Origin of the sequence: Pseudarthrobacter raffinosi, from assembly GCF_023913835.1 — a bacterium.
Classification (GTDB): Bacteria; Actinomycetota; Actinomycetes; order Actinomycetales; family Micrococcaceae; genus Arthrobacter; species Arthrobacter raffinosi.
The window spans coordinates 1-25,838 of the sequence record NZ_JAMXBG010000027.1 but is presented as its reverse complement, the minus strand read 5'-3'; the positions used below and the strand labels follow the sequence as shown (position 1 = coordinate 25,838).

Here is a 25,838-nt window from a genome sequence, read left to right as displayed (position 1 = left end):
GGTGGTCACCAGCCGCCGTAGGGCCCCGTATTACGGCTACCGCCGCGGCCCGCGTCCTTGACCGCTGGCCGGACGTCTGCGAGGTAAATGGACGCTGCCACCACGGCGGCGAGCCCAAAGAGGCCAAGCGTGCCGAAGATTCCGCCGCTGCTGAAGAGCGAGATGGCGCCGATCAGGGTGGCGCCGCCGGTCAGTGCCAGCCAGAAGGTCTTGGTTCGTTTTCCGGTCGCTTCAAAGGCGGCGGACTTGTGCCTGACGCAGTCCAGCAGAGCCCACACTTCAAGTCCGAATGCCACCAGGGCAAGGATAAAAAACACTGCCAGCTCTACAGGCCGAATTATCAGTTCACCGTCCACCGTCCAAGCCTAGCGGCCCAGCGAGTCGAGCGCCTGCTTCAAATCGGCCCAGAGGTCCTCAATATTTTCAATGCCGACGCTCAGCCGCACCAGGTTGTCCGGGACACTCAGAGGCTCAGCGGCGTGCCGGCGGCGCCGTTCGATCAGCGATTCCACCCCGCCCAGGGAGGTGGCTGGCAGCCACAGCTGCAGCGCGCGGACCAGTTTGTCCGCGTCGTCTGCTCCGCTCAGGCCGGCAACCGGCGCGATCTGCACGCACACAATCGAACCGAAGCCCGACATCTGGGTCTTGGCCCGTTCATGGCCGGGATCCGTGGGGAGGCCGGGGTACCGGATGCTATCGATCAGGGGGTGTGTGCTCAGGCGTTCCGCCAGGACCGCTGCAGAAGCCTGCGACCGTTCCACACGCAGCGCAAGGGTCCGGAGCCCGCGCAGCGCCAGCCATGCCTCGAACGGCCCGGCAATACCGCCATGAATGATGCGGTGGTGCAGCAGCGCTGCCCGGATGTCCGGGTTGGACGTCACCAAGGCGCCGAGGACGACGTCGGAATGTCCGGCCAGGTATTTGGTCACCGAGTGAAGAACGACGTCGGAACCCAAGCTCAGTGGCTGCTGGACCAACGGCGTGGAGAACGTATTGTCCGTCACCACAATGGCGCCCACCCGGTGGGCCGCCGCGGTGAGCTCGCGGATATCGGCGATGCCCAGCATCGGGTTGGTGGGGCTCTCAAGCCACAGCATCCTGGCCGCTTTCGCGTCCGGCCCCTGCGGCGCGATCTGTGCTTTGACTGCGTCAGTGTCCGTGATGTCCACAGTCCGCAGTTCCAGGAAGCCCTTCTGCGCCAACTCCGTGGCCATCACGAGCGAACCCGCATAGCTGTGCGACGGCATCACCAGGACGCCGCCGGCGGGCAGCAGGGACAGTGCCGAGCTGACGGCCGCGAGTCCGGACGCGTAGAGCAGGCCGGGCAGTTCAGATCCTTCAAGCAGGCCCAGGGCCTCCTCAAAGGGATCCCAGGTGGGGTTGGAATAGCGCCCGTAGCCCCGGTCCCCGTCGCCCAGAGCTCCCGTGCCGAAGTACGTCGAGGACAGCACGATGGGCGGGTTGACGGGCTCGTCCCGCTTACGCGCCGGCCGGCCGGCGGCAACCACCACGGTTTCGGCCGACAGGGACGCAGCATACTGTTCCGAGAGACTCATGGAGAAAGCGTACTTGGACGTGCGGCGGCTCCCGAAGTCGGTAGTCTAGACCAGTGACCACCAACAGCCCTGGACTTTTCATCGCCTTCGAGGGCGGCGACGGCGCCGGCAAGTCCACCCAGGCGGCCCGTCTTGCCGAGGCTCTGGAAACACGTGGCCTGACGGTCCTGCGGACCCGCGAACCCGGCGGGACGCCCATTGGCGAAAAACTGCGTTCCCTGGTCCTGGACCACGGCCATGGCCACATCGACGCCCACACCGAGGCACTCATCTTTGCTGCCTCCCGCGCGGCCCATGCCAGCCAGGTGATCCGCCCGGCACTGGAACGCGGCGAGGTTGTCCTGACGGACCGCTACATTGATTCGTCCGTGGCGTACCAGGGGGCCGGACGCGATCTGGGTGCCGACGCCGTGCGTACCCTCAACGAATGGGCGACGTCCGGGCTGCAGCCCGACCTCACGGTGTTGCTGGACGTGGACCCAGCTGACGGCCGCCGCCGCCGCACAGCCGGCGATGCCGCCGAAGACCGCCTTGAGTCAGAGGCCGATGAGTTCCATTCAACAATCCGCGGGGCGTTCCTCGAACTGGCCTCCAGCCGGCCGGATACGTATCTGGTCCTGCCGGCGGATCTGCCCGTCAACGAACTGGCCGCGCGGATCCTCACTCGCGTTGATGCCTTGCTCGCGTCTGCAGGCCGGGGCGCCGCATGACTGTCTGGGACGACCTTCAGGGCCAGCCCGCCGTCGTCGAACAGCTCCGCCTTGCCTCGCGGGGCGAAGGACTGACCCATGCCTGGCTGTTCACGGGCCCGCCCGGATCCGGGCGTTCCAACGCCGCGAAGGCCTTCGCGGCCGCCCTCAACTGCGATCAGGACGACGTGGCCAGGCGCGGCTGCGGGGAGTGTCCAGCCTGCCTGACCATCCTCGGCGAGACCCATTCGGACGTGACGTACGTCCGGACCGAGAAGGTCACCATCACCATCGATGAAGCCCGCGACCTGGTATCCAAGGCGGGCAACCGGCCGTCGTCCGGGCGCTGGCGGATCATTGTGGTGGAAGACGCCGACCGCATGGCCGAGCGGACCACCAATGTGCTGTTGAAGGCCATCGAGGAGCCCACGCCGCGGACCATCTGGATGCTGTGCGCACCGTCGCCCGCAGACGTCCTGGTGACCATCCGTTCGCGCTGCAGGGCCGTGGCCCTGCGGCTGCCGCCGGCCGCCGACGTCGCCGCTTTGCTCGTCAAGCGCGACGGCGTGGACCCGGCACTCGCCGACCGCGCTGCCCGCGCGGCGCAAAGCCATGTGGGGATCGCCCGCCGGCTGGCGCGGGACCCCGAGGCGAGGGAACGCCGGTTGGAAACGGTGAGGTTCCCCCTGGGTCTGCGCGGCGTGACCGCAGCGGTGATGATGGCGGACAAGCTGGTGAAGATCGCCACCGCCGAAGCCAACAGTTCCAATGAAGAGCGCGACGCCGCCGAGAAGGCTGCGCTGCTGGCCACCCTGGGTGCCCCGGAGTCAGGGACGCTCCCGCCGACCATGCGCAGCCAGGTCAGGCAGCTTGAAGACGACCAGAAACGACGGGCCAAGCGATCCATCACGGACTCGCTGGACCGGACGCTGACGGACCTCCTGTCGTTCTACCGGGATGTGCTGATCATCCAGCTCGGGAACGCCGTGGAGCTGGTAAACGTTGAGCTCAGGGGTGAGCTGGAGGAATTCGCCGCCCGGTCTGCGCCGGAGACCACCCTCGCCCGCCTGGACGCCATCAACAAAGCCCGCCAACGCATCACCACCACCAACGTTGCACCGCTGTTGACCATTGAGTCCATGGCAGCCAGCCTGATCTAGCAACTACTAGGAGACCGCTCGATGACTGCACGCCCCCTGCCCGCACGCTCCCGATCCCTGGTGATTGGGCTGCGGGCTGCCGGCGCCCTGATCCTGGCCCTGACGCTGGCCTCGTGCGGCCTCTTTGGCGGGGACACCCCGGACGCGGCCCCGGCTACGGCGAAGGCAGACCCTGCTATCGTGGCGTCCGCGCCCGCCGGCTTGGACACCTTCTACGCCCAGGAGGTTGTGTGGGAGCCCTGCGAAAACGGCTTCCAGTGCGCCAAGGTCACCGTGCCGATGGACTACGCGAAGCCGGACGGCGACACGATCCAGATAGCTGCGCTGAGGGCTCCCAGCACGGGCAAGAAAACCGGCAGCCTGCTGGTCAACCCGGGCGGTCCGGGCGGGTCCGGCTACGACTTCGTCAAGGATGCGGCCGGAACGCACTTCTCGCAGTCTGTCCGGGCCAACTATGACCTGGTGGGCTTTGATCCGCGCGGCGTCAAACGCTCCGCCCCTGTTACGTGCCTGACGGACGCCGAACGGGACGCGTCCCGGGCAAAGGTCTACGCGTTGGAGACCGACGCCGGGCTTGCCGCCGCGTTGGCCGACAACAAGGCCATCGCCGCGCAGTGCGCCGCCAAGACGGGTCCGGTACTGGGCCACGTCGACACGGTCAGCGCGGCCAAGGACTTGGACATCCTGCGCGCCGTGGTCAATGACTCGAAGCTCAATTACCTCGGGTACTCCTACGGCACGTTCCTTGGTTCAACCTACGCCTCGCTGTTCCCGGACAACGTGGGCCGCATGGTCCTGGATGGCGCCCTGGATCCGTCCATCAGCAACGAGGAGCTGACCAGCGGCCAGGCCGTGGCGTTCGAAAAAGCCATCAGGGCCTACGTGGCCAGCTGCCAGCAGGAATCCTCGTGCCCGCTCAGCGGGAACGTGGACAGCGGGGTCCAGCAGATCCGCGACCTCATCACCGCCGTCCAGAACACCCCCTGGCAGGCTAAGGACGGCCGCCTGGTGAACGCCACGATGTTCGTCAGCGGCCTCATCACTCCGCTGTACAACGACCAGAGCTGGCCCGCCCTGACCCAGGCCCTCGAAGCTGCACTGAACGGTGACGCCAGCCTGATGCTCCGTCTGGCGGACCTCGGCGCTGACCGCGGCGCCGACGGGAAGTACACGTCCAACTCCACCTTCGCCTTCGGCGCCATCAACTGCCTGGACTACCCCATGGTGTCCGATACTGCCGCCATGCGCGCGGAACAGCAGCGGCTTATGCAGGCCTCCCCCACCCTGGGCTACTTCTTCGCCTACGGCGGCACCAACTGTGTGGACTGGCCGTACAAGAACCTGCGGACCCCCGCCCCGGTGGAATACACCGGTGAAGCCCCGATCGTGGTTGTCGGAACCACCGGCGACCCTGCTACCCCGGTGGAATGGGCCGCATCCCTGCGCAAACAGCTGGGCAACGCCTCCCTGCTCACCTGGCAGGGAGAGGGCCACACCGCCTACGGCCGGGCCAACAGCTGCCTCGAAGACGCCGTGGATAAGTACCTTGTGGACGGAACGGTTCCCGCCGACAACACGGTCTGCTGAGGAGTTCTGCCGAAGTGTTTGGGGCGCCCATTTTGACCCGGGCGCAGGGACTCTATTACAGTTGACTCTTGCATGAACCGCCCGGTTACGCCGGGCGAATTGTGCGGTGCTTCCTTAGCTCAGTCGGTAGAGCGTTTCACTCGTAATGAAAAGGTCATCAGTTCGATTCTGATAGGAAGCTCGGGACAAACCCCGTATTGTCGTTGATTTCGACGATGATACGGGGTTTTTCGCTGGTTAAGCCCTTCGACAGCCCGCCGCATTGAGCTGGGCCGCCGACGGCAGTTTCCCTGTGGTCCACCGAAATTCATCCCGCCGTCATCTTCCACTGCTAATGTCCGGCCATGGACGAACTATTGCTGGTACCGGGTTCTGCTGCTGCACGTGATCTGTCGAACCGGTCGGGGTACGACGTCGCCTTCCTGGGTGTACAGGTTCCTGTACCGATTCTGGCCGACACGAAAACGATCCTGCTGCCCTACACCCATTTCTCGGTGCTCATGCGGCTGGACAAGCGCCTGGCCGCCGTCACGGCCCTCGGCATCGACGGGGAGAAGCTGATGGATCTGGATCGATCCGGGATCCAATGGCAGCTGGATCCAAGGTTGGCCGAGGACCAGCAGACCGGTGAGCAGCTCTACGCCCGGAACGACCTTGATAGGGGACACCTGGTCCGGCGCGCCTCAGCCGTCTGGGGTGATACCCGGCAGGAGGCCGCCCAAGCGAATGAGGACACGTTCCACTACACGAACGCCGTGCCCCAGGCTGCGAAGTTCAACCAGAGCCTGGACCTGTGGCTCGGGTTGGAGTCCTACCTGCTGGAGCATGCCGCCGACCACGGCCGGCGGCTGATCGTGTTCACCGGACCCATTTTCGGGGACAATGACCCGGTGTACCGCGGCGTGGACATTCCGCTGCTGTTCTTCAAGGTCGCCGCATTCCTCCAGGACGGAGAGCTTGCGGCCACCGGCTACATCGTGGACCAGACACCACAGCTGGCCGACCTGCCCGATGTGCCCCGCCCGGGCGCCGTGGACGATGCCCCGCCCCTGGGCCCGTTCCGGACCTTTCAGGTCCCCGTCCGCGATATCGCCGCCGTCACCGGCCTGGATCTGGACCAGCTTGTGGCCGTTGACCGGATGCCCATCGCCGCAGAACTACCCACCGCACGGGTGAAGTCGACGTGGCGGACGCTCGTGTCTCCGGAGGACCTGGACCTGGACTTCGATCTGAACGGAGACTAGAGCCGCGGCCTGACCGTGAGTTCAACCGGCGAAGCTTCCACGGGACCGCCGCACTGGGCCGAGCCGCCCACCCGCTTCCAGTCCAGGTCGGCTTCCTTCTCGGCGAGGACCTCGCCCGTGGCAGACAGCGCTTTAGCGGTCACGTGGTCAGGGGAGCTCATGCTGACGGTGAACCGCCAGGTATCGGCGTCGATCCTTTCAGCGTAGAACGGGGCCATGGTGGGCTGGGCTTCCGGGGTGTGCGGAGCCCTGGCATCCAGCGGTGTTGTCACGACAATGCGCGGTGCTGCCGTCCCAGGCTCCGGTCGCAACTCCGAACAAGCGCCATCGGCGCACAGCTGCACGGTATCCACACGCGAGACGTCCCCCGCCAGTTCAACCGTGATGGAGTTGACCCACCCAATGGCCGGACAGACGTTCGAGCAGCCGGCAACCGGGATGCAGACTGCCAACATCAGAACGGCCGGCCGGCCAAGGAGCCCCCACACTCTTCTCATGCGGCCAGTCTAGGCGGCACACATACCCTTCGGCTCTGGAGCCCGCCCCCTATGATGGCGAGCATGGATGACAAGGCGCTGACGGCTATCGCGTTCGAACTGTATGCCCTGCCTTTCGAGGAGTTTGTGGCTGCCCGGACCGCCGCAGCCAAGGCAGCCGCCGGTTCCGGGAAGGATCTCCCGGCTGCCGTCAAGGCGTTGCCAAAACCGTCAGCGGCGGCCTGGGCGGTCAACATGCTGGCCATCCATGAGCCAGGAGCGCTCGCGCAGCTTTCCGAGCTCGGCCAACGGATGCGGTCGGCCCAGACATCCCTCGACGCCGCCGCCCTCCGGGAACTGGCGCGGGAGCGCCGCACCCTGCTGGCGACCGCCGTCGAGACCGCCCGCGCTGTTGCTGAACGCCAGGGGCGCAGCATCAGCGCCACCATCGCCGCCGACGTCGAGCGCACCCTGCAGGCGATGACCGCCGACGAAGGTGCCACTGCCGCCGTCCAAAGCGGACTGCTGGTCCAGGCGCTGTCCGCCGACGGCGTGGACACGGTTGATCTCGATGGGGCCGTAGCGGTGCCTGGGGCAGTGCCGGCGCCACGCGCCACCACGCAGGGCCGTCCCAAACAGCCACCGGCCACTGTGCCGGAAGAAGAAGAGGAAGAACGGACGATGGCGGAACCTGGCACCCGCAAACCCGCGGACCAGCCGCGCCTCAAGGCTGTCCGGGAGACTCCGCGGCCGGCGTCCCCCTCGGCGCTGGAGAAAGCCAACGCTGCCTTGGGCGAGGCCATGGCAGCCGAAGAGGAGTCCGCCCGGCTGGCCGCGGACCGGCAAAGTCAGCTGGCGGGCACGGAGGCCGAAGTCGCGGGCCTGACCCGCGAAACACGTGAGCTCCGCGACCGGCTCAAAGCCGCGGAGGAGCAGCTGGACAGCGCCAGGAAAAACCTGGGCACGGCGGCCGCCGAGGCCAAGCAGGCGGCCCGGGCAGCCGATAAGGCCAAACGTTCGGCCATGCTCGCGCAGGAGCGGGTGCTACGCCTGGGCAACACGCGGGAGGGTGTGCGTCAGGAATATAGGTGATCGCTTTTGAGTCCGTGACGGGGCTAATCTGGTTGTGAATATAACAACCAGATTAGGAGTGGCAATGGTGAACCGATCCTTGGAAGAGCTGGAGGCGGAGCGTGCCGGGCTCTATGGGCAGCTGGCCGCGACTGGTGATTTCCGCCGGGGCAGTGTCAGTGAGAACTACCGGCGGTGCGGGAAGCCCAATTGTGCGTGTGCCCTGCCGGGGCATCCCGGGCATGGGCCGAGGCAGTTGTGGACGCGCACGGGCCCGGGCGGCAAGAGGAGGGGCCGGCAGCTGGCGGCAATTGAGGTGGAGAAGGTCCGTGCCGAGCTGGACGCCTATGCCCGGTTCGCCTCACTGACCGAGGCCATCGTGGAGGTCAACGAGGCGATCTGCGAGGCCCGCCCGGTCACGGCAGTCCCGGCCGCGGGGTCGCCGCCGGGAGCGGGCCTGCTTGAGGACCCCGCCGCGACAGACGGGGAAAAAGGGGGCTCTTAAGCCGGATCCGGGACGACTTCGCCACTGAGGTTGAGTCCCTGGCGGCGCTGGCAGCCCGCGGCGTGGGCGGCGTCGCCGGTGGGGGACTGCCGGTGTTGGAAGAGGCGATTCGTGCGGCCATGACCGCGTTGGGCGCTTCGCTGTTGGAGGGCCTGCTCGCTGCCGACCCCGGCCACCGCGGCCCCCGCATCGCGTGCGGGGCCGGGCATGTGGCCGAGTTCATCTCCTACCGTGCCAAGGCCATCGATACCGTGCTCGGTCCGATCCGCCTGCAGCGGGCGTATTACCACTGCAGGGTATGCCAGGCAGGGGTGGTGCCCCGCGATGCCGAACTCGATCTCTGCAGGGAATCCCTTTCGGGCGGGTTACGGGCGATGATCGCCGCCACCGGCGCCGCTGTTCCCATCGCGCAAGCTGCGACCTTGATCAAGGACCTGGCCGGGATCACCCTGAGCACCAAACGGGTCGAACGTGCCGCCGAGGCTGTCGGTGCCACCGCAGCCGCCGCCTTGGACGCGGATACCGTCGCGGTACTGGCTGGCCAGGTGGTGCCCCTGCCGCCATCAGTGCCAGCACCGGAGATTTTGTACATCGCCGTGGATGGGACCGGGGTGCCGATGACGCCAGCCGAAACGGCCGGACGGCCCGGCAAGGGCCCGGACGGCCGGGCCCGTACCCGTGAGGCGAAACTGGCCTGCCTGTTCACCCAAACCGGCCTCGATGATGACGGCCGGCCGGTGCGGGATCCGGACTCAACGAGCTATCTGGCCACCCTGGAACCGGTGGAAAAATTCTCGGATCTGGTCGCCGCCGAGGGCCGCCGGCGCGGTTCCGAGCACATCCGTCAGCTCGTCATGCTCGGCGACGGGGCGCATTGGATCTGGAATCTGGCCACCGCCCGTTTCCCCGAAGCCACCCAAATCGTCGACCTCTTCCACGCCCGAGAACACCTGCATGAACTCGCCGACCTGCTCGCGTTCATCATCACCGAGGACCCCAACGACTGGTACCAGGCCCGGCGTACCGAACTGGACAACGGTGATATTGAAGCCATCGTTAAGGCCGCCATGGTCTATCCGCTCGTCGGACCCAGAGCCACCCAACGCACCAAGGCGCTGGCCTACTTCCAAACCAATGCCCACCGCATGCGCTACGCCCGCTTCCGCCGCCTGGGTATGTTCGTCGGCTCCGGCACCGTCGAAGCCGGCTGCAAAGCCGTCGTGGGCCAACGCCTCAAACTCTCCGGCATGCGCTGGTCCGGCCCCGGCGCCACCAGCATCATCACCCTGCGCTGCCAAAACGCCAGCACCCACCAGGCCACCGCAGCCTGAGCGCCACCAACAGCCCTGAAACCGCCACCACGAACAACTACCTACAAATCTGACGCACACCCCACGCGGGACTGATGAACGGTTAATGTCAGACCCCGGTTGCAGACTGGACTTATGGAGAACCAACTTGCACAGGAATTTCTTGTCACGTACTTCGACGCCGATTGCGGCCGGATCAGCAGTGAAAGCTTCGATTCCCTGAAGGACGCCGAGCGTTTCGCCAGCCGGAACTGCAGCACCGAGGAATCGTGGGCCGTTATCGACGCTGTTGCCATAGAGCAGGCCAGGATCGCCGCCTGAGGTCATCCGGAAATACCGCTCAGCCGGAAAGGCTTTCGGGCTGGCCACCCGCGGCGGCATCCTCGGCGAGGCGTCGTTCGGCGTCGGCCACCTGCTCAAACACCGATTCCGCGCGGCGGCGCACCGAAGCCGCCCCCACCGGGATGGGACCGACGGCAAGCCGCAGCATGGCGGCAGCCTCGGCGGTGGTGGCCAGCGAATTGCCTGCCTTCGACAACGACCGGTGTACACCTGCCAAGTCCCCGGGAATGTCCAGACCTTCGCTGGGCGACCGCCGCTGGGCTTCGACGCAAACAACACGGACGCGCTCCATGAGCCCCGCCAGCTCGTTGGCTACTTCCACCAGTTCGGCATAAAGCTGCTCGTCTTCGACACCTTCGAGGACCTGGTGATAGCGGTCCAGGCCCCGGTGGAAGCGATCGTGGGCGCGGCGCCAAAGGCCCTTCCCCAGCTCAGCATCGTCTTTGCGCCCTTGGCGGGCGGCAGTTAAGAATCCCACGCAGGAACCTAGAGGTACTGGCCGGGACCGTGGTCCGGGTCCTCCGGCCGGCCTGACTGCACCGGACCGGAATGCTGGCTGGCGGCGGCCCTCTGCGGCTCGCCGTTCTCCCCGATAACCACGCCAGGGGCGATCATGGTGCCCGGCGGAAGCTGCTTCAGGTGCAGCTGCGCGGCGGCCTGCTCCCGTGCGGCGTGCTGGGCGGCGATGGCCGTCTGGATGCCGTGGAAGAGGCCTTCCAGCCACCCCACCAGCTGCGCCTGGGCGATCCGAAGCTCGGCGTCGGACGGTGTGGTGTTCTCCGGAAAGGGCAGGCTGATCCGTTCCAGTTCTTCAACGAGCTCCGGTGCCAGCCCGTCCTCCAGCTCCTTGATGGAACGTTCGTGGATCTCGGCCAGGCGTTCGCGCGCGGCGTCGTCCAGCGGTGCCGACTTAACCTCTGCCAGGAGCTGCCGGATCATAGTGCCGATCCGCATGACTTTCGCGGGCTCGTCCACGAGGTCCTGCAGGTTGCTGCCCTTGGCCTTGCTCCCGAGTGACGTGCTCGACGCCGCCGGGCCTGTAGTTGCCGGACCTGCAGCGCCTGGGCCGGCTCCAGCCGGGATGGGCACAGCCGGCATGGCCGGTTCGCCGTTGTCGAGGGTCCTGCCCTCAACGGGTACGTCATCAGGCTGAGTGTCTGTCGGATCGCTCATGCGTTCATACTCTCACGAGCCGAGGACGGGCAGTCCAGTTGATGAAGCCGGCCAGCCGGTGAAGGCTGGCCGGCCGTCAGCGTCAGCAGCACCGGCCCTGCGGGTTGGAGTCCTGGCGGTCCGTCCGGTCCCGCCAGAACTCGCGTTCCGTCAGAGGTGGCTCCCCGTGTCCGGCCGCGTGGTGGTGCTCCAGGTACTTGGCGTACGCATCAGCACCGAGCACGCCGCCGAGGAACCGGGCGAAACCCCGGAACCCTGTTGCGACCGCGGCCAGACCGGGGCTCATTTGTGGTGACCTGCCCTTTCGAACCGCAGCTCGGCCGGCAGCTTGTTCCACTCGGCCTGCAGCTCACGTTCCGCGGGTGTGGGGATCAGCCCGGCGGGTGCGAAGACCTTCGACGGCCGGGCCTCGTCCTCGTTGTCAACGTTCGGCAACCCAGCCGAATGGTTGCGGAAGGCCTTGATGGTGGCCACCAAGGCCATGGCGATGACGATGATGCTCAACACCACAAAGATGACGGACAGCCAGCCCTGGATGGCGGTGTTGCGCACCACGGCTTCCATGGCCGCGACGCTCTTGGCTGTGCCGAACTCGGTCTTGCCGTCCGCGAGTGCCTTGCTGAAGGCTGCGTTGTTGGCGAAGTAGCCGACGGCAGGCGTTGACGAGAAGATCTTCTGGTAGCTCGCGGTGATAGTCACCACGGCGGCGAACGCCAGCGGTACGGCCACGATCCAGAGGTACTTGAAACTCCCCCGCTTGGCGACGATGGCCAGGCACACAGACAGCGCGATCGCGGCCAGCAGCTGGTTGGCGATGCCGAACAGCGGGAACAGCGTGTTGATGCCACCCAGCGGATCGGTCACGCCCATGAGCAGCACGGCACCCCAGGCGGCCACCATAACGGCGGTGCACAGCCAGGCTCCCGGCCGCCACGAGTGCTCCTTGAACTTCGGGATGAAGTTGCCGATGGAGTCCTGCAGCATAAAGCGCGCAACGCGTGTACCGGCGTCGACCGCGGTGAGGATAAACAGCGCCTCGAACATAATGGCGAAGTGGTACCAGAACGCCATCAGGGCCGTCCCGCCGATGAACTGCTGCATGATGTGGGCGAGTCCCACGGCAAGTGTGGGCGCGCCGCCGGTCCGGGACACAATGCTTTGCTCCCCGACGTTGGCTGCCGTCTCCGCGAGCATGGCCGGGTTGACGTTGACTCCGGCGAGGCCAAGGCTGTTGACCCAGGCGGCCGCGGTTTCCACCGTGCCGCCGGTCAGGGCGGCCGGCGAGTTCATGGCAAAGTACAGCCCGCGGTCAATGGAGATGGCCGCGACCAGCGCCATGATGGCCACAAACGACTCCATCAGCATGCCGCCGTAACCGATGAAACGGGTCTGGCGTTCCTTCTCGATGAGTTTCGGGGTAGTGCCCGAGGAGATCAGGGCGTGGAAGCCGGATAGGGCCCCGCAGGCAATGGTGACAAACAGGAACGGGAACAGGGCACCGGGGAAGACAGGTCCATTGTCCCTGCTGGCGAACTCGCTGAAGGCCGGGACAGTGATCTCCGGGCGGACCACGATGATGGCCAGTGCCAGCATCACGATCACGCCGATCTTCATAAACGTGGAGAGGTAATCGCGGGGGGCCAGGAGCAGCCAGACCGGAAGGATGGCGGCAATGAAGCCATAGACAATGAGGCCCCAGGCAATGGTCACCTTGTCCAGGGTGAAGAACGCGGAGCCCCATTCGGTCTCCGCCACCAGGCCGCCGCCGATGATCGCGGCCATCAGGAGCACAAAGCCGATCAGGGAGACTTCCATGATCTTGCCCGGCCGGATGTAGCGCAGGTAGACGCCCATAAACAGCGCAATCGGGATGGTCATGCCCACCGAGAACACGCCCCACGGGCTTTCGCCCAGGGCGTTGACGACGACGAGCGCGAGGATCGCCACGATGATCACCATGATGAGCAGCGTGGCGATCAGTGCTGCCGTGCCGCCGATGACGCCCAGTTCTTCGCGGGCCATCTGGCCGAGGGAACGGCCGCCGCGGCGCATGGAGAAGAACATCACCAGGTAGTCCTGGACAGCACCTGCGAGCACAACGCCGATGATGATCCAGATGGTGCCGGGGAGGTAGCCCATCTGGGCCGCGATGATGGGTCCGACCAGCGGGCCGGCACCCGCGATGGCGGCGAAGTGGTGGCCGAACAGCACGTTGCGGTCCGTGCGGACATAGTCCTTGCCGTCAGCCTTGTATTCCGCCGGCGTGGCGCGGCGGTCATCCGGCTTGGTGATGAGGCGTTCGATCACCTTGGAGTAGAAGCGGTAACCGATCAGGTAGGTACAGACCGAGGCAAAAACGAACCAGATCGCATTGACGGTTTCGCCCCGGACGATGGCCAGCATGAACCAGGCGACGCCGCCGAGCAGTGCGATGGCTGCCCACAGGGCGATCTTGGCCGGGGTCCATTTCTTGTCCTCAGCCTCGCGGACGGCCTCATCCACTGCCGTTGGCGGAAGCTTCGGATCGGCGGTCAATGGGCCGCTTCCTTTCGCTGCACGTACCGGTTCGTCAGGCCTGCTGGCCATGTCTCCTCCTTGAGAATTGGTGCTTCAGTGAGTTGCTCAAAGGCACCCTACCAACGCCTCACCAACGAGGACGCGGCATTGTCCCCGCGCCGCGTGTCATTGCGGTGAACGGCAGGCGGGAGTCGCCGAGCGCACAAAAGCCCCCGTTCAAGGTTTCCTGGACGGAGGCCTTCGTGACTAATCCCGAGCGGGAGCCGTTGCTACGCGTGTGCGTAAGTAAGGCAGTCCGCGTTGTCAGCGCCCGGGCCAACATGGACTTCGGGGGCGTTGCACATCAGGTGGTCGTTGTGGATGCACTCGGAGCGCTGGCATGCTCCGACATCTGCCAAGACCTTGGGCAGCCCGCCATGGATGCCCGTGTCGATGAACGTGGCGCAGCTGGCGTGGTCTTTGCTTCCGCCCACCGTGATGGCGTGGGCCGTACAGCCTTCGTGGTCATTAAACGAGCAACGGGTAACACTGCAATCGGCAACATGCGTTGTCATAAGAGGTCCCTCCGTATTTCGGCCGTCCGGGACGGACAGCGTCCTAGGCCCCACGGTAGGCCTGTTGGGCCCAATCAAAAAGACCCAACTGTGTGACCTAATTACGGCGCTCCCCTGCTCAGCTCCCCCCCCGTACCGCTCAGGTCCCCACCTCCCGGCGGGACACCGGAAGCCCCGCCCGCGTAAACAGCCAAGCCAAGGCCGCACCGGTGAGCGGCACCGCGATCAGCAGCGCCACGAGCTGGAGCCAGGGAACGACGGCGGTCCGCGCCATCCCGGTTGCGGTCACCAGCAGCACGGCCGGCACTATCCCGGCAACACTTCCCAACACAGTTCCGAGCCCCGCCGTCATCAGCGCCTGCGAACCCGCGAGCGCCTTTCGCAAGCGCGGGGCCGCACCCACCCCGGCAAGGGTGACATGGTCTTTCCGCGAGTCCGCCATGGACAGGCCCGTGGTGATGCCTGCCGCGCTGAGTGTGATCACCGCGCCCAGGCCCACGATGGCCCAGAGGATCAGCGAGGCGTCCCGCTCGGCTCCGGGCTCCACGTACATTGACCCGTAGCGGCCCGCATAGACGCCGGCGAGGGCGGCAGACACCTTGTCCATCTGGGCGGCATCCGGGTAGGCGGTGAGCTGGACCAGCAGCGCGCTGTCATCCAGGCGCATCCCTGCGGCCGCGGCACCCTCCGGGGACACAACGCCGTAATACTGCACGTCGACTTCCGGCTCCAGCACTACCGCAGCCACATCCGTCCGCCCCGTCTCCTGGTACCCCAGGAAGGCGCCAGTGGCGGGGTCGCCGGGCGCCGGTTTGCGAACGTCCTCCGCCACCAGGGACGCATGCCCGTCGCGGACGAACACCGGGTTGGTCACCACCATGCCTCCGGCCGCCAGCACGTCGCGGGCTTCCGCCGTGGGAGCCGTTCCGAAGAGCCTTTCCACGTCATCGGCACTTCCGACGATGACGGAGTTGATACGTCCCTGCGTCTCGTAGGGACGCATCGCTCCCCGGCAACGCCAATCCTCCGGATCAAGGACGCGCTGGCCGGCGGTCACAGGGCACGCGTTACCCTCCGGCGTGGCCAGCGAATATTGCAGGCAGCTCGACGTCGGCGTCTGTGCCGGCGACGCGTCGGCCAGTTCGGGCCGCATTTCGCAGTTCCGGGTAGCGGAAGTTCGCACTACCGCGGTCCATTCGACGATGTCCACCGCCCCATCCAATGCGGACGCCACCGCAGCAGGGTCAATCCGCGCCGGATCCGGCATTGTTCCGTCAGCCAGTGGGGGTTGCCACACGGACAGCGGCAGGACAGCCTGGTTCTTCAACGCGGACCAGTAGTGGTTTTGCTGCTCGTTCGCCTGCTGGCTGGCGGCCAGCACCATGCCGGCACTGGCCAGGGTGGCGGCCGCGAGGACTGCGGCAACCGCCGGAACTGTCCTGCTGCGGTTGCGGGACGAGTCACGGGCGGCCATTCGCGCAGCCAGGGGGAGCCGTCCGGCACGCTTGGCCAGGAGGGCCACCAGCTTGCCGGTCAGCAGCACCAGCGATGTGACGCCCAGTACCGCGCCTCCCAGCAGGAACCAGGCAATGACCGGAGTCCTGGAAATGAACACGTCGGGGTCTTCGCTGTTGGCGGCAAGCCACGTGCCGGCGGCGAGGGCCGCGGCGGCAACGCCCAGCAGGGCAGCACCCACCACGGTGGACGCCTTGCCGGCCGACGCCGGGGCCCGCCCCGATTTGAGCGCGCCCAGAACGGCCTGGCGCGCCACCTGCCGCGCAGGGGCCAAGGCAGCCAGCAGGCACGCCACGTAGCCCATGACCATCACCAGGACCGTCAACAAAGCGTCCGGATGGAAGCCCGGAAAACGGACCGATCCGTTCAGGCGTGCCACGATCACCACCACGGCGGCGGCTACGAGTCCCACAGCAGCGCCGGCCGCCACGCCAAGGCCGCCGAGCCACAGGCCAGCCGCCATCACCACCGAGCGGATAGTGGGGCTTTCGGCCCCCGTCGCGGCGAGCAGGGCCAACTCCCGGACCTGCCCCTTGGCGCCCACGGCGAACGCGGCTCCCGCCAGCAGGCCCACCTCCAGCAATGCGAGGGCGCCCAGGAGCGCCCCGGCCGCGTAGGTGGTGAGGGGCAGCGACGCGCTCGATGAGGTCCCTGCGCCCTCCGGCCCGCGTTCCTCTTGGGACGGCGGATTCAGCACCACAGACCTGGACAGCACCGTGACACCCACGGCGTTGGCCGCCAGGACCCGGCTCCAGGCTACCGGCTCGGAACCCACCAGGTAATACATGGTGGCCTTGATGGCCGACGCGGTCGGCGGCGGACCGGCGGAGGCAGGCGCCGGGGCGCCAACGCTGCCCTGGCCGGGCCTGAGGTAGACGATGGAGTTGCTGTCCGAATAGCCCGCATCGCGGAGCGTTCCGACCGCGACAAACGTCCCGGCCGACGTCGCCAGTTCCTCCCCCAGTTCCAGCCCGAACCGCTCCAGCAGCCCCGGCGATACGAGCATCTCGGCATCGGTCCCGGGGGCCCTGCCGTCCAGTAGCGTGTATTTTCCGGCAAATGCCGGGGCCATGGCGTCCACTGCCCGGCCCACCAAACGCACGTGCGCCGCACCCGACTCGGCGGTGAGGTCCAGCGTGGATTCTGTGAGCACGTCGTAGCCGGCTGGAATCGCATCCTGCGGATCAGTAGGCGTGAAGTCGGGGTTAGTGTCCCAGTTGTTCGTGGTGATGTGCAGCTCTTCGACCGGGTCCTGGACCATGATCCCGTTGGCCATGGGCATGGGCCGGAACCGCGCCTGGGTGGTACCGAGCTGGTACTGCACGCGTTCGGCCGCGGTCTCCTGCATGCTCTGGACCAACGTGGCCGCCCCGGTCATTCCCGCCACGGGGAGCATGATGAGCAGGATGATCAGAAGGGAACGCCCCTTGTGGCGGCGGATATCGCGCCGCGCCATCCGCACGGCGACGCGGAAAGCCTGCCGGCGCCCGCCAGGCGCCGGTGCGAGGGTGAGTGCCACGTCAGTGGCCGGCCTGCGTCAGGAGCATGGCGGGATCGTGCATGGCAGCTGCCTGGTCCACGATCCGGCCGTCCCGGAGGAACACCACCCGGTCAGCCCACGCGGCATGCCGGGCCTCATGGGTCACCAGCATCACGGCCGCACCGGCATCGGCACGTCCGCGGAGCACCTCCATGACGCCATGGCCGGTGGTGGAATCGAGGGCTCCCGTTGGTTCGTCGGTTAGGATCAGCCTGCGGTTGCCCACGATGGCCCGTGCGATGGCCACCCGCTGCTGCTGTCCGCCGGACATCTGGTCCATAAAGCGGTCCGCGAGTTCCGGGATGCCCACCTGCCGCAGCGCATCGATGGCCTGGCGTTGCGCCTTCCTGGCGGCCGTCCCGTCCAGCTCCAGCGGCAGCGCCACGTTCTCGGCAGCCGTCAGCGTGGGGACAAGGTTGAAGTCCTGGAAGACATAGCCGACGGCGCGGCGGCGCAACCGGGCGAGTTCGTTCAGTCCCAGCCCGCCCAGTGGTGTCGATTCCACAAGACACCGCCCGACGTCGGCCGGTCAAGTCCCCCGGCCAGTGCCAGGAGGGAGGATTTTCCGGAACCTGACGGACCCATCACCGCGACGAACTCTCCGGCTCTGATACTGAGGTCCACCTCGCGCAACGCGGCGACCGCCGTCGCGCCTTCACCGAACGTCCTGCTGACCTTGGCGAGTTCCAGGACCTGATGCGGCCCCTGGACGCTCACCGGCGGCTATCCGCGATGAGCGGGGCTGCCTCTTCCACAGTGACCCCGTTGGACGATTTGCGTGGTGTTGCCTGGCCCGCGGTCTGCGCCTGCTGCAGCATCCGCGCCTCGCAAAGGTCCAGCCAGCGGACCTCCGCTTCCGTCTGGAAGATCAGCGAATCCAGCACCAGCAGCCAGGCGGTATCCGCCGCCCGCTGGTTGGCGGCCGTGTCGCGGCGGGCCTTGGTGTAGTCCTGCAGCGCACGGATGGACGCCACCCGCTGGGCCTGGATGATGGCCTGCACATCCACGCCTGGCAGCGTGACCGCGAGCGCCAGTTTGATGGCAAGCTCGTTCCGGGGCGGGTTGTTGCGCTCCACGGGGGCGGCAAACCAGTTCCGCACTTCCGCCTTGCCGGCGGCGGTGATGCTGTAGATCACGTGGCCTTCGCCGTCACTGCCGTCATTGCTGACCAGGCCGTCGCGTTCGAGCCTGTCCAGCGTGGTGTACACCTGCCCGATGTTCAGGGACCAGGTGGACCCGGTGCGGTTCTCGAACTCAACCCTGAGCTGGTAGCCGTAACGCGGCTGGTCCTGCAGCAGGGCAAGGAGGCTGTGGCGGATGGACATGGTGCTCCTAGCGGTGGCGTCAGCGTCGGTATGCACGGACCCCCCAAGACCCGTGCATACCGCGTATAGAGTGAGGCTAAGCCAGTCCACGGCGCAAAGCAATACTCAGTATCTACCGTGGCTACATTACCAGCAGGATCTTGCCCACATGGTCGCCGCTGTCGAAGTACCGGTGGGCGGCCGCAACCTGGTCCAGCGGGAAGGTCTTGGCCACCAGCGGGCGGATCCGGCCGTCCGTGATGAGGGGCCACACGGATTCGCGCACGGCGTTCATGATGGCGCCCTTTTCCGCCACCGGGCGCGGCCTCAGTGCCGTGGCAACCACTGCCGCGCGCTTCCGCAGGAGCTGGCCAAGATCCAGCTCACCCTTGGCTCCGCCCTGCAGGCCGATGACAACGAGCCGGCCGTAGTCCGCGAGCGCATCAACGTTCTGCGCCAAGTACTTGGCACCCACAACGTCGAGGATCACGTCGGCGCCCTTGCCGCCGTTCTGCCGCCGGAGGCTTTCGGGGAAGTCCTCTTCGGTGTAGTTGATGGCGATGTCCGCGCCCAGGAAAGCCTTCGCGGTCCCCACCTTTTCCGCGCTTCCCGCGGTGGTGGCGACCCTGGCGCCGAAGGCCTTGGCCAGCTGGATGGCCATGGTGCCGATCCCGCCGGTGGCGCCGTGGATTAGGACAGTCTCGCCCGCCTGCAGCTGAGCCGTCATGATCAGGTTGGAGTAGACCGTGGCTGCGACTTCCGGCAGCGACGCAGCGGTGACCACATCAACGCCGTCGGGAATCCGCAACACCTGCTCCGCCGGCACCGCTACCTGCTCCGCGTAGCCTCCGCCGGCCAGCAGCGCCACCACCTTGTCCCCCACGGAGAATGCCTTGGTGACGCCGGGACCGAAACCGGCGATCCGCCCCGAGACTTCCAGCCCCGGGATCTCGGACGCGCCGGGCGGGGGCGGGTAGAAGCCCCTGCGCTGTTGCACGTCCGCCCGGTTCAGGCCGGCGGCGACAACGTCGATCAACACCTCGCCCTGCCCGGGCACCGGCGCGTCCACTTCGCGGACTTCCAGAACCTCCGGACCACCGGGTTCTGCAATGTAGACGGCTTTCATGGAGAACTCCCGTTTTCTAGCTGATTCGTGCCCCAGAACCAGTGTGCACCGGACGCACGGCAGACTCTGTTTTGTTGCAGCCAACTGCCTATGAAACACTACTCGTTAGGGAAGGTTGTCCGAGCGGCCGAAGGAGCTAGTCTTGAAAACTAGTGTGCGGTAACCCCGTACCAAGAGTTCGAATCTCTTACCTTCCGCGAATGGAACCCCGGTACGCCACATGATGGCGGACCGGGGCTTATTCGTTTAACCGGCACAGGGTCCGCCGGAGCTAAACCATTGAAACTGTCCGAGCCCGGACATAGGGTCGTTCCTTTTGCCACCCATCGACAGCAAGAGCCCATCATGCCTTCACCCGAGATCACCGCCGGCGCACCCTGCTGGATCGACCTCATGACGTCAGACATCGACAAGGCCCGCCAGTTCTATGGCGAACTCTTCGGCTGGGAGTACGAGACCGGAGACGAGGAGAAATACGGCGGTTACACCACCGCGCGGAAGAACGGCAAGACCGTGGCCGGACTCATGCAGAAGGACGAGGACCAGGCAGGCATGCCCGACGTCTGGTCCACATACCTCCGCTCGGACGACGCCGAGGCCACCGCGTCCGCCGTCGCGGCCAACGGCGGCCAGGTCTACATGCCGCCCATGGATGTTCCGGAACAGGGCCACATGGCCATCTTCGGCGACTCCGCCGGAGCGGCAATCGGCGTGTGGCAGCCGCGCGAGATGAAGGGGTATGAGCTCGTTGCCGAGCCCGGCGCCGCCGCCTGGCACGAGCTCCACACCAAGGACTACGACGCCGCCGTGAAGTTCTACGAGGAGGTGTTCGGCTGGGATACGGATGTTATGAGCGATACACCGGACTTCCGGTACACCACCCTGGGCGCCGGGGACTCCGCCAAGGCCGGCATCATGGACGCCTCCGGGTATCTGCCGGCCGACGTTCCGTCCAATTGGCAGGTCTACTTCAACGTCGAAGATGCGGACGCTTCGATTGAGAAGGCCGTTTCGCTCGGTGCCACCGTCATTGACGGACCGGAGGACTCTCCGTTCGGCCGCCTCGCCTCGTTGGCCGACCCCACCGGTGCAATGTTCAAGATCATCGCATAAGTAAATTCCTTCGACGAAATACCGGCCGGCAGCTTTCATTAAAGCTACCGGCCGGTATTGTTTTGCCCCACGGACGTTTCGCCAAGTGCACGCACCATCAACCTTGCGTTCATGCGGCGCTGCTTTGCTGTGCCGGACACCACCTGATCAAACGTGGAGTCCGGACACTGTCCGTCGGTACAACCCGGACACACTCCATCGGGTCCCCTACCGGGACGCCCCTATGAAAGTAGAGCGGATGCACCATTCACCTTGGAAATTAGCTCTGGGAACAGCGGTGTCTGCGGGGCTCATCGCAGCTCCGTTGGCAGCGGTCCCCGCCTTCGCCGTCGACGCAGCACCAGCCGGCACTTCACCCGTTGTCATCAACGAGGCCTACCTGAGCGGCGGCAGTTCCGGCGCAGCGTACAAGAGCAAGTTCGTTGAGCTCTACAACACCTCCGACGCCGCGGTCTCCCTTGACGGCTGGTCAGTCCAGTACCGTTCAGGCGCGGGAACTGCGGCGCCCACCAGCGTGGCTGCCCTCACCGGTTCCATCCCTGCCAAGGGCCACTACCTCATCCAGGGCGGCAGCAACAACGGCGGGGTTGAAGGTGCGGACCTGCCGACTCCGGATCTTGTGGCAACCTCCCTGAATTTCAGCGGCTCCGCCGGCACCATCATCCTGGCGAAGCAGGCCGCCGCCGCCCCGCTCGCCACCGGATCCGTTATTGAACCGGCCGGCGTGGCAGACCTCCTCGGCTACGGTTCCTCCAACACCTTTGAAACGCAGGCCGCCGTAGCGCCCGCCGGCAACACCGACGTCAAGAGCCTGAACCGCAGCGCCGGGACGGACAGCAACAGCAACCGGGCAGACTTCACGCTGAACACCGCCGTCACGCCGACGGCGGCGGGCGGCACCGTGGACCCCGTCCCGGACCCAACGCCGGACCCCGACCCAACACCGGACCCGGTCCCCGGCACCAAAACCATTGCCGAAATCCAGGGCACCGGCACCGCCAGTCCGCTGGCCGGCACTGCCGTAACAACGCGCGGCAAAGTCACCGCGGCCTTCCCCACCGGCGGTTTCGCCGGCTACTACGTCCAGACCCCCGGCACCGGCGGCGACCTCACCCCGGCCGGCCACACGGCGTCGGACGCTGTTTTTGTCTACTCCCCGGCCACCGCAGGCTCCGTGCAGACCGGCGACTTCGTGGAAGTCTCCGGCACGGTTTCCGAGTTCTTCGGCATGACCCAGGTCAGTGTGGCGGACGCCGCCGGGCTGACCAAGCTCACCGACGCCGCCCCCGAGGTGAAGGCCACCGCCTTCACGCTCCCGGCGGCCGAGTCCTTCCGCGAGGCACTCGAGGGCATGCTGCTGGCACCGCAAGGGCCCGTCACCGTCACCGACAACTACTCGCTGAACCAATACGGCGAAATCGGCCTCTCGGGCGGGACCACCACGCTGGTGCAGCCCACCGCCGTCGCGCGTTACGGCTCGGCCGAATACCAGGCCGCCGTGGCGGACAACGCTGCCCGCGGCATCAAGCTCGACGACGGCTCCACCACCACTTTCCTCAAGGACGCCACCACCAAAGCCCAGGTGCTGCCGTACCTGACGGCCACGGACCCGGTCCGGGTGGGCTCGCCGGTGACGTTCGCTACCAACGTGGTGCTCAGCTACGCCAACAACGCCTGGAAGTTCCAGCCGCTGACCCATCTCACCGAGGCCAACAAGGGCACGGTCCAGCCGGCCAGCTTCGGCGCCACCCGGACCGAGGCTCCCGCCAGCGTGGGCGGCAACCTGAAGATCGCCTCCTTCAACGTGCTGAACTACTTCCCCACCACCGGCGACACCCTCACGGGCTGTTCCTTCTACAAGGACCGCAACGGCAACCCCATCACGGTCCAGGGCGGCTGCGATGCCCGCGGCGCGGCAAACGCGGAGAACTTCCTCCGCCAGCAGGACAAGATCGTCGCCGCGATCACCAAGACCGGCGCCGACGTGGTGTCCCTCATGGAAATTGAAAACTCCGCCCAGTTCGGCAAGGACCGCGACGACGCCCTGGCCAAACTGGTGGACGCCCTCAACATCGCGACCCCCGGCATCTGGGACTACGTGCGGACACCCGCCAACGCTCCCCCGCTGGCCGACGAGGACATGATCCGCACCGCGTTCATTTTCAAGAAGGCCGTGGCCGAACCTGTGGAAGAGTCCATCATCCACAACGACACTGTCGCCTTCGCCAACGCCCGCAAGCCGCTGGCGCAGGCCTTCAAGCCCGTAGGCGCCGGGGACGACAAGAAATTCATCGCCATCGCCAACCACTTCAAGTCCAAGGGTTCGGCAGCAACGCCGGATGACACGGACAAGGGCCAGGGCGCGTCCAACCTCGCCCGCACCGCCCAGGCCAAGTCGCTCCTGGACTTCGCCGCCGGGCTGCAGGCAACCAAGGGCACGGACAAGGTTTTCCTGATCGGCGACTTCAACTCCTACGCCCAGGAAGACCCGATGAATGTCTTCACGGACGCCGGCTACGTCAACCAGGACGGCAAAGCGACGAACGCCGACGGCTCCGCGAAGCACTCCTACCTTTTCGGCGGCCTGGCGGGTTCGCTGGACCACATCCTGGCCTCCCCCGGCGCTGATGCGGTGGTCACCGGCGCGGACATCTGGAACATCAACTCCGTAGAGTCCGTGGCGCTGGAGTACAGCCGGTATAACAACAATGTGACCAACTACTATGCGCCGGATCAGTACCGCGCCAGCGATCACGATCCTGTGGTGGTGGGCCTTGACCTGCCTGCCGGCCCGGTCACGCCGGCCAGCGTTGAGCTGAACTTCCTGGGCATCAACGATTTCCACGGCCGCATCGACACCAACACGGTGCTGTTCGCCGGCACCATCGAGAAGCTGCGCGCCGCCGCACCCGGGGCCACGGCCTTCCTGTCCGCCGGCGACAACATCGGGGCATCACTGTTCGCCTCGGCCGTTGCCAAGGACCAGCCCACCATCGATGTGCTGAACGCGCTGGAGCTGGACGCTTCCGCCGTGGGCAACCACGAGTTCGACGGCGGCTGGGCGGACCTGCGCGACCGCGTCATCGCGGGCGGCACCAACGCCACGTTCCCGCTGCTCGGGGCGAACGTTTACAAGAAGGGAACCACGGAACCGGTCCTGCCGGAATTCACCGTGCTGGACATGGACGGCGTGAAGGTCGCCGTCATCGGCACCGTCACCCGGGAAGTCCCGTCCCTGGTGACGCCTGCCGGCATCGCCGATCTTGAATTCGGCGATCCTGTGGACGCCATCAACCGCGTGGCTGCCAGGATCACGGCGGAGAACCTCGCCGACGTGATCATCGCGGAAAACCACGACGGCGCCGGTTCAGGAACGCCGGACGGCGCCACCCTCGAGCAGGAAGTGGCAGCGGGCGGCCCGTTCGCGAAGCTGGTCACCGAAACCTCCCCCGAGGTGGACGCCATCTTCACCGGCCACACGCACAAGGAATACGCCTGGAACGCACCGGTCCCCGGGGCTTACGGAAAGACCCGTCCGATTGTCCAGACCGGCAATTACGGCGAGAACATCGGCCAGATCCAGCTCACGGTGGATACGGCCACCAAGGAAGTCACCGCCTCGAAGGCCGGGAACGTCAGGCGGACCACAGATGCCGCCGCCGGCCTCGTAGCCGCTTACCCGCGGGTGGCAGCGGTAGATGCCATTGTGAAGAAAGCCCTGGCCGACGCCGCCGCGATCGGCAACCAGCCGGTGGGTGCACTGACCGCAGATATCACGACAGCGTTCACCCCGGACCCCGCCGGCGGCCCCGCCAAGCGCGATGACCGTGCGAGCGAATCCACGCTGGGCAACTTGGTGGCCGACTCACTGTTGGAGTCGCTCCAGCCGGCTGAGCTGGGCGCCGCGGAAATCGGCGTCGTCAATCCCGGCGGCCTCCGCAACGAGCTGTACTACGCCCCGGACGGCACCATCACCTACTCGGAGGCCAACTCGGTCCTGCCGTTTGTGAACAACCTGTGGACCACGTCCGTGACCGGTGCGCAGTTCAAGGCACTCCTGGAGCAGCAGTGGCAGACCAACGCTGACGGCACGGTCCCCAGCCGCGCCTACCAGCAGCTGGGCCTGTCCAGGAACGTCAACTACACGTACGACGCCACCCGCGCCGCCGGTGACCGGATCACCTCCATCCGGGTGGCCGATGCGCTGATCGATCCGGCGAAGTCCTACCGGATCGGGACGTTCAGCTTCCTGGCCACCGGTGGCGACAACTTCCGAGTCTTCAAGGACGGAACCGGCACCAAGGATTCGGGTCTGGTGGACCGGGACGCCTGGATCACGTACTTGCAGGGTCACAACCCCGTGTCGCCGGACTTCGCCCGGCGGACGGTGGCCGCGGTGAACACCACGGCAGCCGAGGTCAAGGCCGGGGACGCCATCACCCTGGCGGTTTCCAAACTGGACCTCACCTCGCTGGGCAGCCCGGTGAATACGTCGCTGGCTGCGGTGTTCACCGACAGCGCCGGGACTGTGACGGACCTTGGCACGGTGCCGGTTTCTGCCGGCGCCGCCGCCGTGAATCTCGCCGTTCCTGCCGGCGCTGCTTCAGGATCCGGAACCCTGGCGCTCACGGCTGCCGAGTCCGGCACTGTGGTGAAGGCGGCAGTCCAGGTGGCTGCCAGCGGACCGGTTCCGCCGGTCTGCACGGCACCGGTACCGCCCACCAAGTGGTACGACGTCCTGGGGTGGATCCGTTACGGCGTTGCCTGGATCCAGTACCAGCAGTGCCTGCGCGGCTAGCACTAATCTGGAGCGCCTGACGGCGGGCCAGCTTTAAACAGAGAGGCGCCCCTCCCCGGCTGAAGCAGTTGGGGAGGGACACTTTCTTCCTCTCGAGTTTTTGCCCAGATGATCCGTTTTTCCGGGGGCGAAGGGGCCGTTATGTGGACAAAAACTGGCTCTCCTGACTCTTCCGTGGGTTAATTTCGGCCCGGGAGCATTGGTTTGGGACCGCCGAGGCTGAGCATGGCCAACGCGATGAGTGCGTCTGGGGATTTG

At 66.5% G+C, this 25,838-nt stretch carries 21 protein-coding genes, 2 tRNA genes and 1 pseudogene; 12 read left to right on the top strand and 12 right to left on the bottom strand.

Annotated features, from left to right (window positions below; all coding sequences use genetic code 11):
- Positions 1–5: 5 nt before the first annotated feature.
- Together NG697_RS19340 and NG697_RS19335 are read right to left on the bottom strand one after the other, a co-directional pair.
- Positions 6–356 carry a DUF2516 family protein gene (locus NG697_RS19340; protein WP_056342490.1) on the bottom strand — a complete coding sequence of 117 codons (351 nt, stop codon included), beginning with the start codon at positions 354–356 and terminating at the stop codon, positions 6–8.
- A gap of 9 nt (positions 357–365) precedes the next feature.
- Complete coding sequence (locus tag NG697_RS19335) at positions 366–1,556, bottom strand: trans-sulfuration enzyme family protein (protein WP_252614974.1); 1,191 nt, start codon at positions 1,554–1,556, stop codon at positions 366–368.
- Positions 1,557–1,609: 53 nt separating this feature from the next.
- Between NG697_RS19335 and tmk the strand changes: the two genes are divergently transcribed.
- The 5 genes from tmk (at position 1,610) to NG697_RS19310 (ending at position 6,236) form a co-directional block, all read left to right on the top strand.
- Entirely contained in the window at positions 1,610–2,266 is a 657-nt protein-coding gene (gene tmk, locus NG697_RS19330; RefSeq protein ID WP_141139516.1) for a dTMP kinase, read from the top strand.
- Positions 2,263–3,405, top strand: coding sequence for a DNA polymerase III subunit delta' (locus NG697_RS19325; RefSeq protein ID WP_252610851.1), 1,143 nt, complete (start codon positions 2,263–2,265; stop codon positions 3,403–3,405). Before tmk ends, NG697_RS19325 begins: the two co-directional genes overlap by 4 nt.
- A gap of 21 nt (positions 3,406–3,426) precedes the next feature.
- Positions 3,427–4,992 (top strand): alpha/beta hydrolase, encoded by a 1,566-nt coding sequence (locus NG697_RS19320; protein ID WP_252610849.1) that lies wholly within the window; start codon positions 3,427–3,429, stop codon positions 4,990–4,992.
- Between the two features lie 108 nt (positions 4,993–5,100).
- A tRNA-Thr gene (locus NG697_RS19315) sits at positions 5,101–5,173 on the top strand.
- Positions 5,174–5,336: 163 nt separating this feature from the next.
- Positions 5,337–6,236, top strand: a complete 900-nt coding sequence (locus NG697_RS19310; protein ID WP_252614973.1) for a DNA/RNA non-specific endonuclease — start codon at positions 5,337–5,339, stop codon at positions 6,234–6,236.
- Here NG697_RS19310 and NG697_RS19305 read toward each other — a convergent pair.
- A complete protein-coding gene (locus NG697_RS19305; RefSeq protein ID WP_252614972.1) occupies positions 6,233–6,733 on the bottom strand; it encodes a hypothetical protein in 501 nt (166 codons plus the stop codon). The two genes, NG697_RS19310 and NG697_RS19305, sit on opposite strands and share 4 nt — an antisense overlap.
- A 63-nt stretch (positions 6,734–6,796) precedes the next feature.
- On the opposite strand from NG697_RS19305, the gene NG697_RS19300 reads away from it, so the two are divergent.
- The 4 genes from NG697_RS19300 to NG697_RS19285 all read left to right on the top strand — a co-directional run bounded on the left by NG697_RS19300 (position 6,797) and on the right by NG697_RS19285 (position 9,919).
- Entirely contained in the window at positions 6,797–7,804 is a 1,008-nt protein-coding gene (locus NG697_RS19300) for a hypothetical protein (RefSeq protein WP_252614971.1), read from the top strand.
- 64 nt (positions 7,805–7,868) lie between these two features.
- Positions 7,869–8,288, top strand: coding sequence for a DUF6788 family protein (locus NG697_RS19295; RefSeq protein ID WP_252614970.1), 420 nt, complete (start codon positions 7,869–7,871; stop codon positions 8,286–8,288).
- A gap of 119 nt (positions 8,289–8,407) precedes the next feature.
- Positions 8,408–9,619 (top strand): ISKra4 family transposase, encoded by a 1,212-nt coding sequence (locus tag NG697_RS19290; protein ID WP_252614969.1) that lies wholly within the window; start codon positions 8,408–8,410, stop codon positions 9,617–9,619.
- Between the two features lie 114 nt (positions 9,620–9,733).
- On the top strand, positions 9,734–9,919 hold the full coding sequence (locus NG697_RS19285) for a hypothetical protein (protein WP_252614968.1): 186 nt from the start codon (positions 9,734–9,736) through the stop codon (positions 9,917–9,919).
- A gap of 19 nt (positions 9,920–9,938) precedes the next feature.
- Here the strand turns inward: NG697_RS19285 and NG697_RS19280 are convergent, their stop codons facing one another.
- The 9 genes and pseudogenes from NG697_RS19280 to NG697_RS19240 all read right to left on the bottom strand — a co-directional run bounded on the left by NG697_RS19280 (position 9,939) and on the right by NG697_RS19240 (position 19,669).
- On the bottom strand, positions 9,939–10,418 hold the full coding sequence (locus NG697_RS19280; protein WP_252614967.1) for a hypothetical protein: 480 nt from the start codon (positions 10,416–10,418) through the stop codon (positions 9,939–9,941).
- An 8-nt stretch (positions 10,419–10,426) separates the two neighbouring features.
- Positions 10,427–11,113 (bottom strand): bacterial proteasome activator family protein, encoded by a 687-nt coding sequence (locus tag NG697_RS19275; RefSeq protein WP_252599728.1) that lies wholly within the window; start codon positions 11,111–11,113, stop codon positions 10,427–10,429.
- Between the two features lie 82 nt (positions 11,114–11,195).
- A complete protein-coding gene (locus NG697_RS19270) occupies positions 11,196–11,399 on the bottom strand; it encodes a YbdD/YjiX family protein (RefSeq protein ID WP_252599729.1) in 204 nt (67 codons plus the stop codon).
- On the bottom strand, positions 11,396–13,699 hold the full coding sequence (locus NG697_RS19265; RefSeq protein ID WP_252610835.1) for a carbon starvation CstA family protein: 2,304 nt from the start codon (positions 13,697–13,699) through the stop codon (positions 11,396–11,398). Before NG697_RS19265 ends, NG697_RS19270 begins: the two co-directional genes overlap by 4 nt.
- Before the next feature lie 200 nt (positions 13,700–13,899).
- The gene (locus tag NG697_RS19260; RefSeq protein ID WP_252599732.1) at positions 13,900–14,184 is read right to left on the bottom strand and encodes a DUF1540 domain-containing protein; all 285 of its coding nucleotides are present in this window, start codon (positions 14,182–14,184) and stop codon (positions 13,900–13,902) included.
- A gap of 139 nt (positions 14,185–14,323) precedes the next feature.
- Complete coding sequence (locus tag NG697_RS19255) at positions 14,324–17,218, bottom strand: FtsX-like permease family protein (protein WP_252614966.1); 2,895 nt, start codon at positions 17,216–17,218, stop codon at positions 14,324–14,326.
- A gap of 1 nt (position 17,219) precedes the next feature.
- Positions 17,220–17,956: pseudogene (locus NG697_RS19250) on the bottom strand (ABC transporter ATP-binding protein).
- Positions 17,953–18,564: a PadR family transcriptional regulator gene (locus tag NG697_RS19245; RefSeq protein WP_252599828.1), complete on the bottom strand. Its 612-nt coding sequence runs from the start codon at positions 18,562–18,564 to the stop codon at positions 17,953–17,955. Before NG697_RS19245 ends, NG697_RS19250 begins: the two are co-directional and overlap by 4 nt.
- Before the next feature lie 121 nt (positions 18,565–18,685).
- On the bottom strand, positions 18,686–19,669 hold the full coding sequence (locus NG697_RS19240) for an NAD(P)H-quinone oxidoreductase (protein ID WP_141139438.1): 984 nt from the start codon (positions 19,667–19,669) through the stop codon (positions 18,686–18,688).
- A gap of 109 nt (positions 19,670–19,778) precedes the next feature.
- On the opposite strand from NG697_RS19240, the gene NG697_RS19235 reads away from it, so the two are divergent.
- The 3 genes from NG697_RS19235 (at position 19,779) to NG697_RS19225 (ending at position 25,580) form a co-directional block, all read left to right on the top strand.
- Positions 19,779–19,866 (top strand) — tRNA-Ser (locus NG697_RS19235).
- A 148-nt stretch (positions 19,867–20,014) separates the two neighbouring features.
- On the top strand, positions 20,015–20,782 hold the full coding sequence (locus NG697_RS19230) for a VOC family protein (RefSeq protein WP_252610831.1): 768 nt from the start codon (positions 20,015–20,017) through the stop codon (positions 20,780–20,782).
- Between the two features lie 238 nt (positions 20,783–21,020).
- The gene (locus NG697_RS19225; RefSeq protein WP_252614965.1) at positions 21,021–25,580 is read left to right on the top strand and encodes an ExeM/NucH family extracellular endonuclease; all 4,560 of its coding nucleotides are present in this window, start codon (positions 21,021–21,023) and stop codon (positions 25,578–25,580) included.
- Positions 25,581–25,838 lie beyond the last annotated feature (258 nt).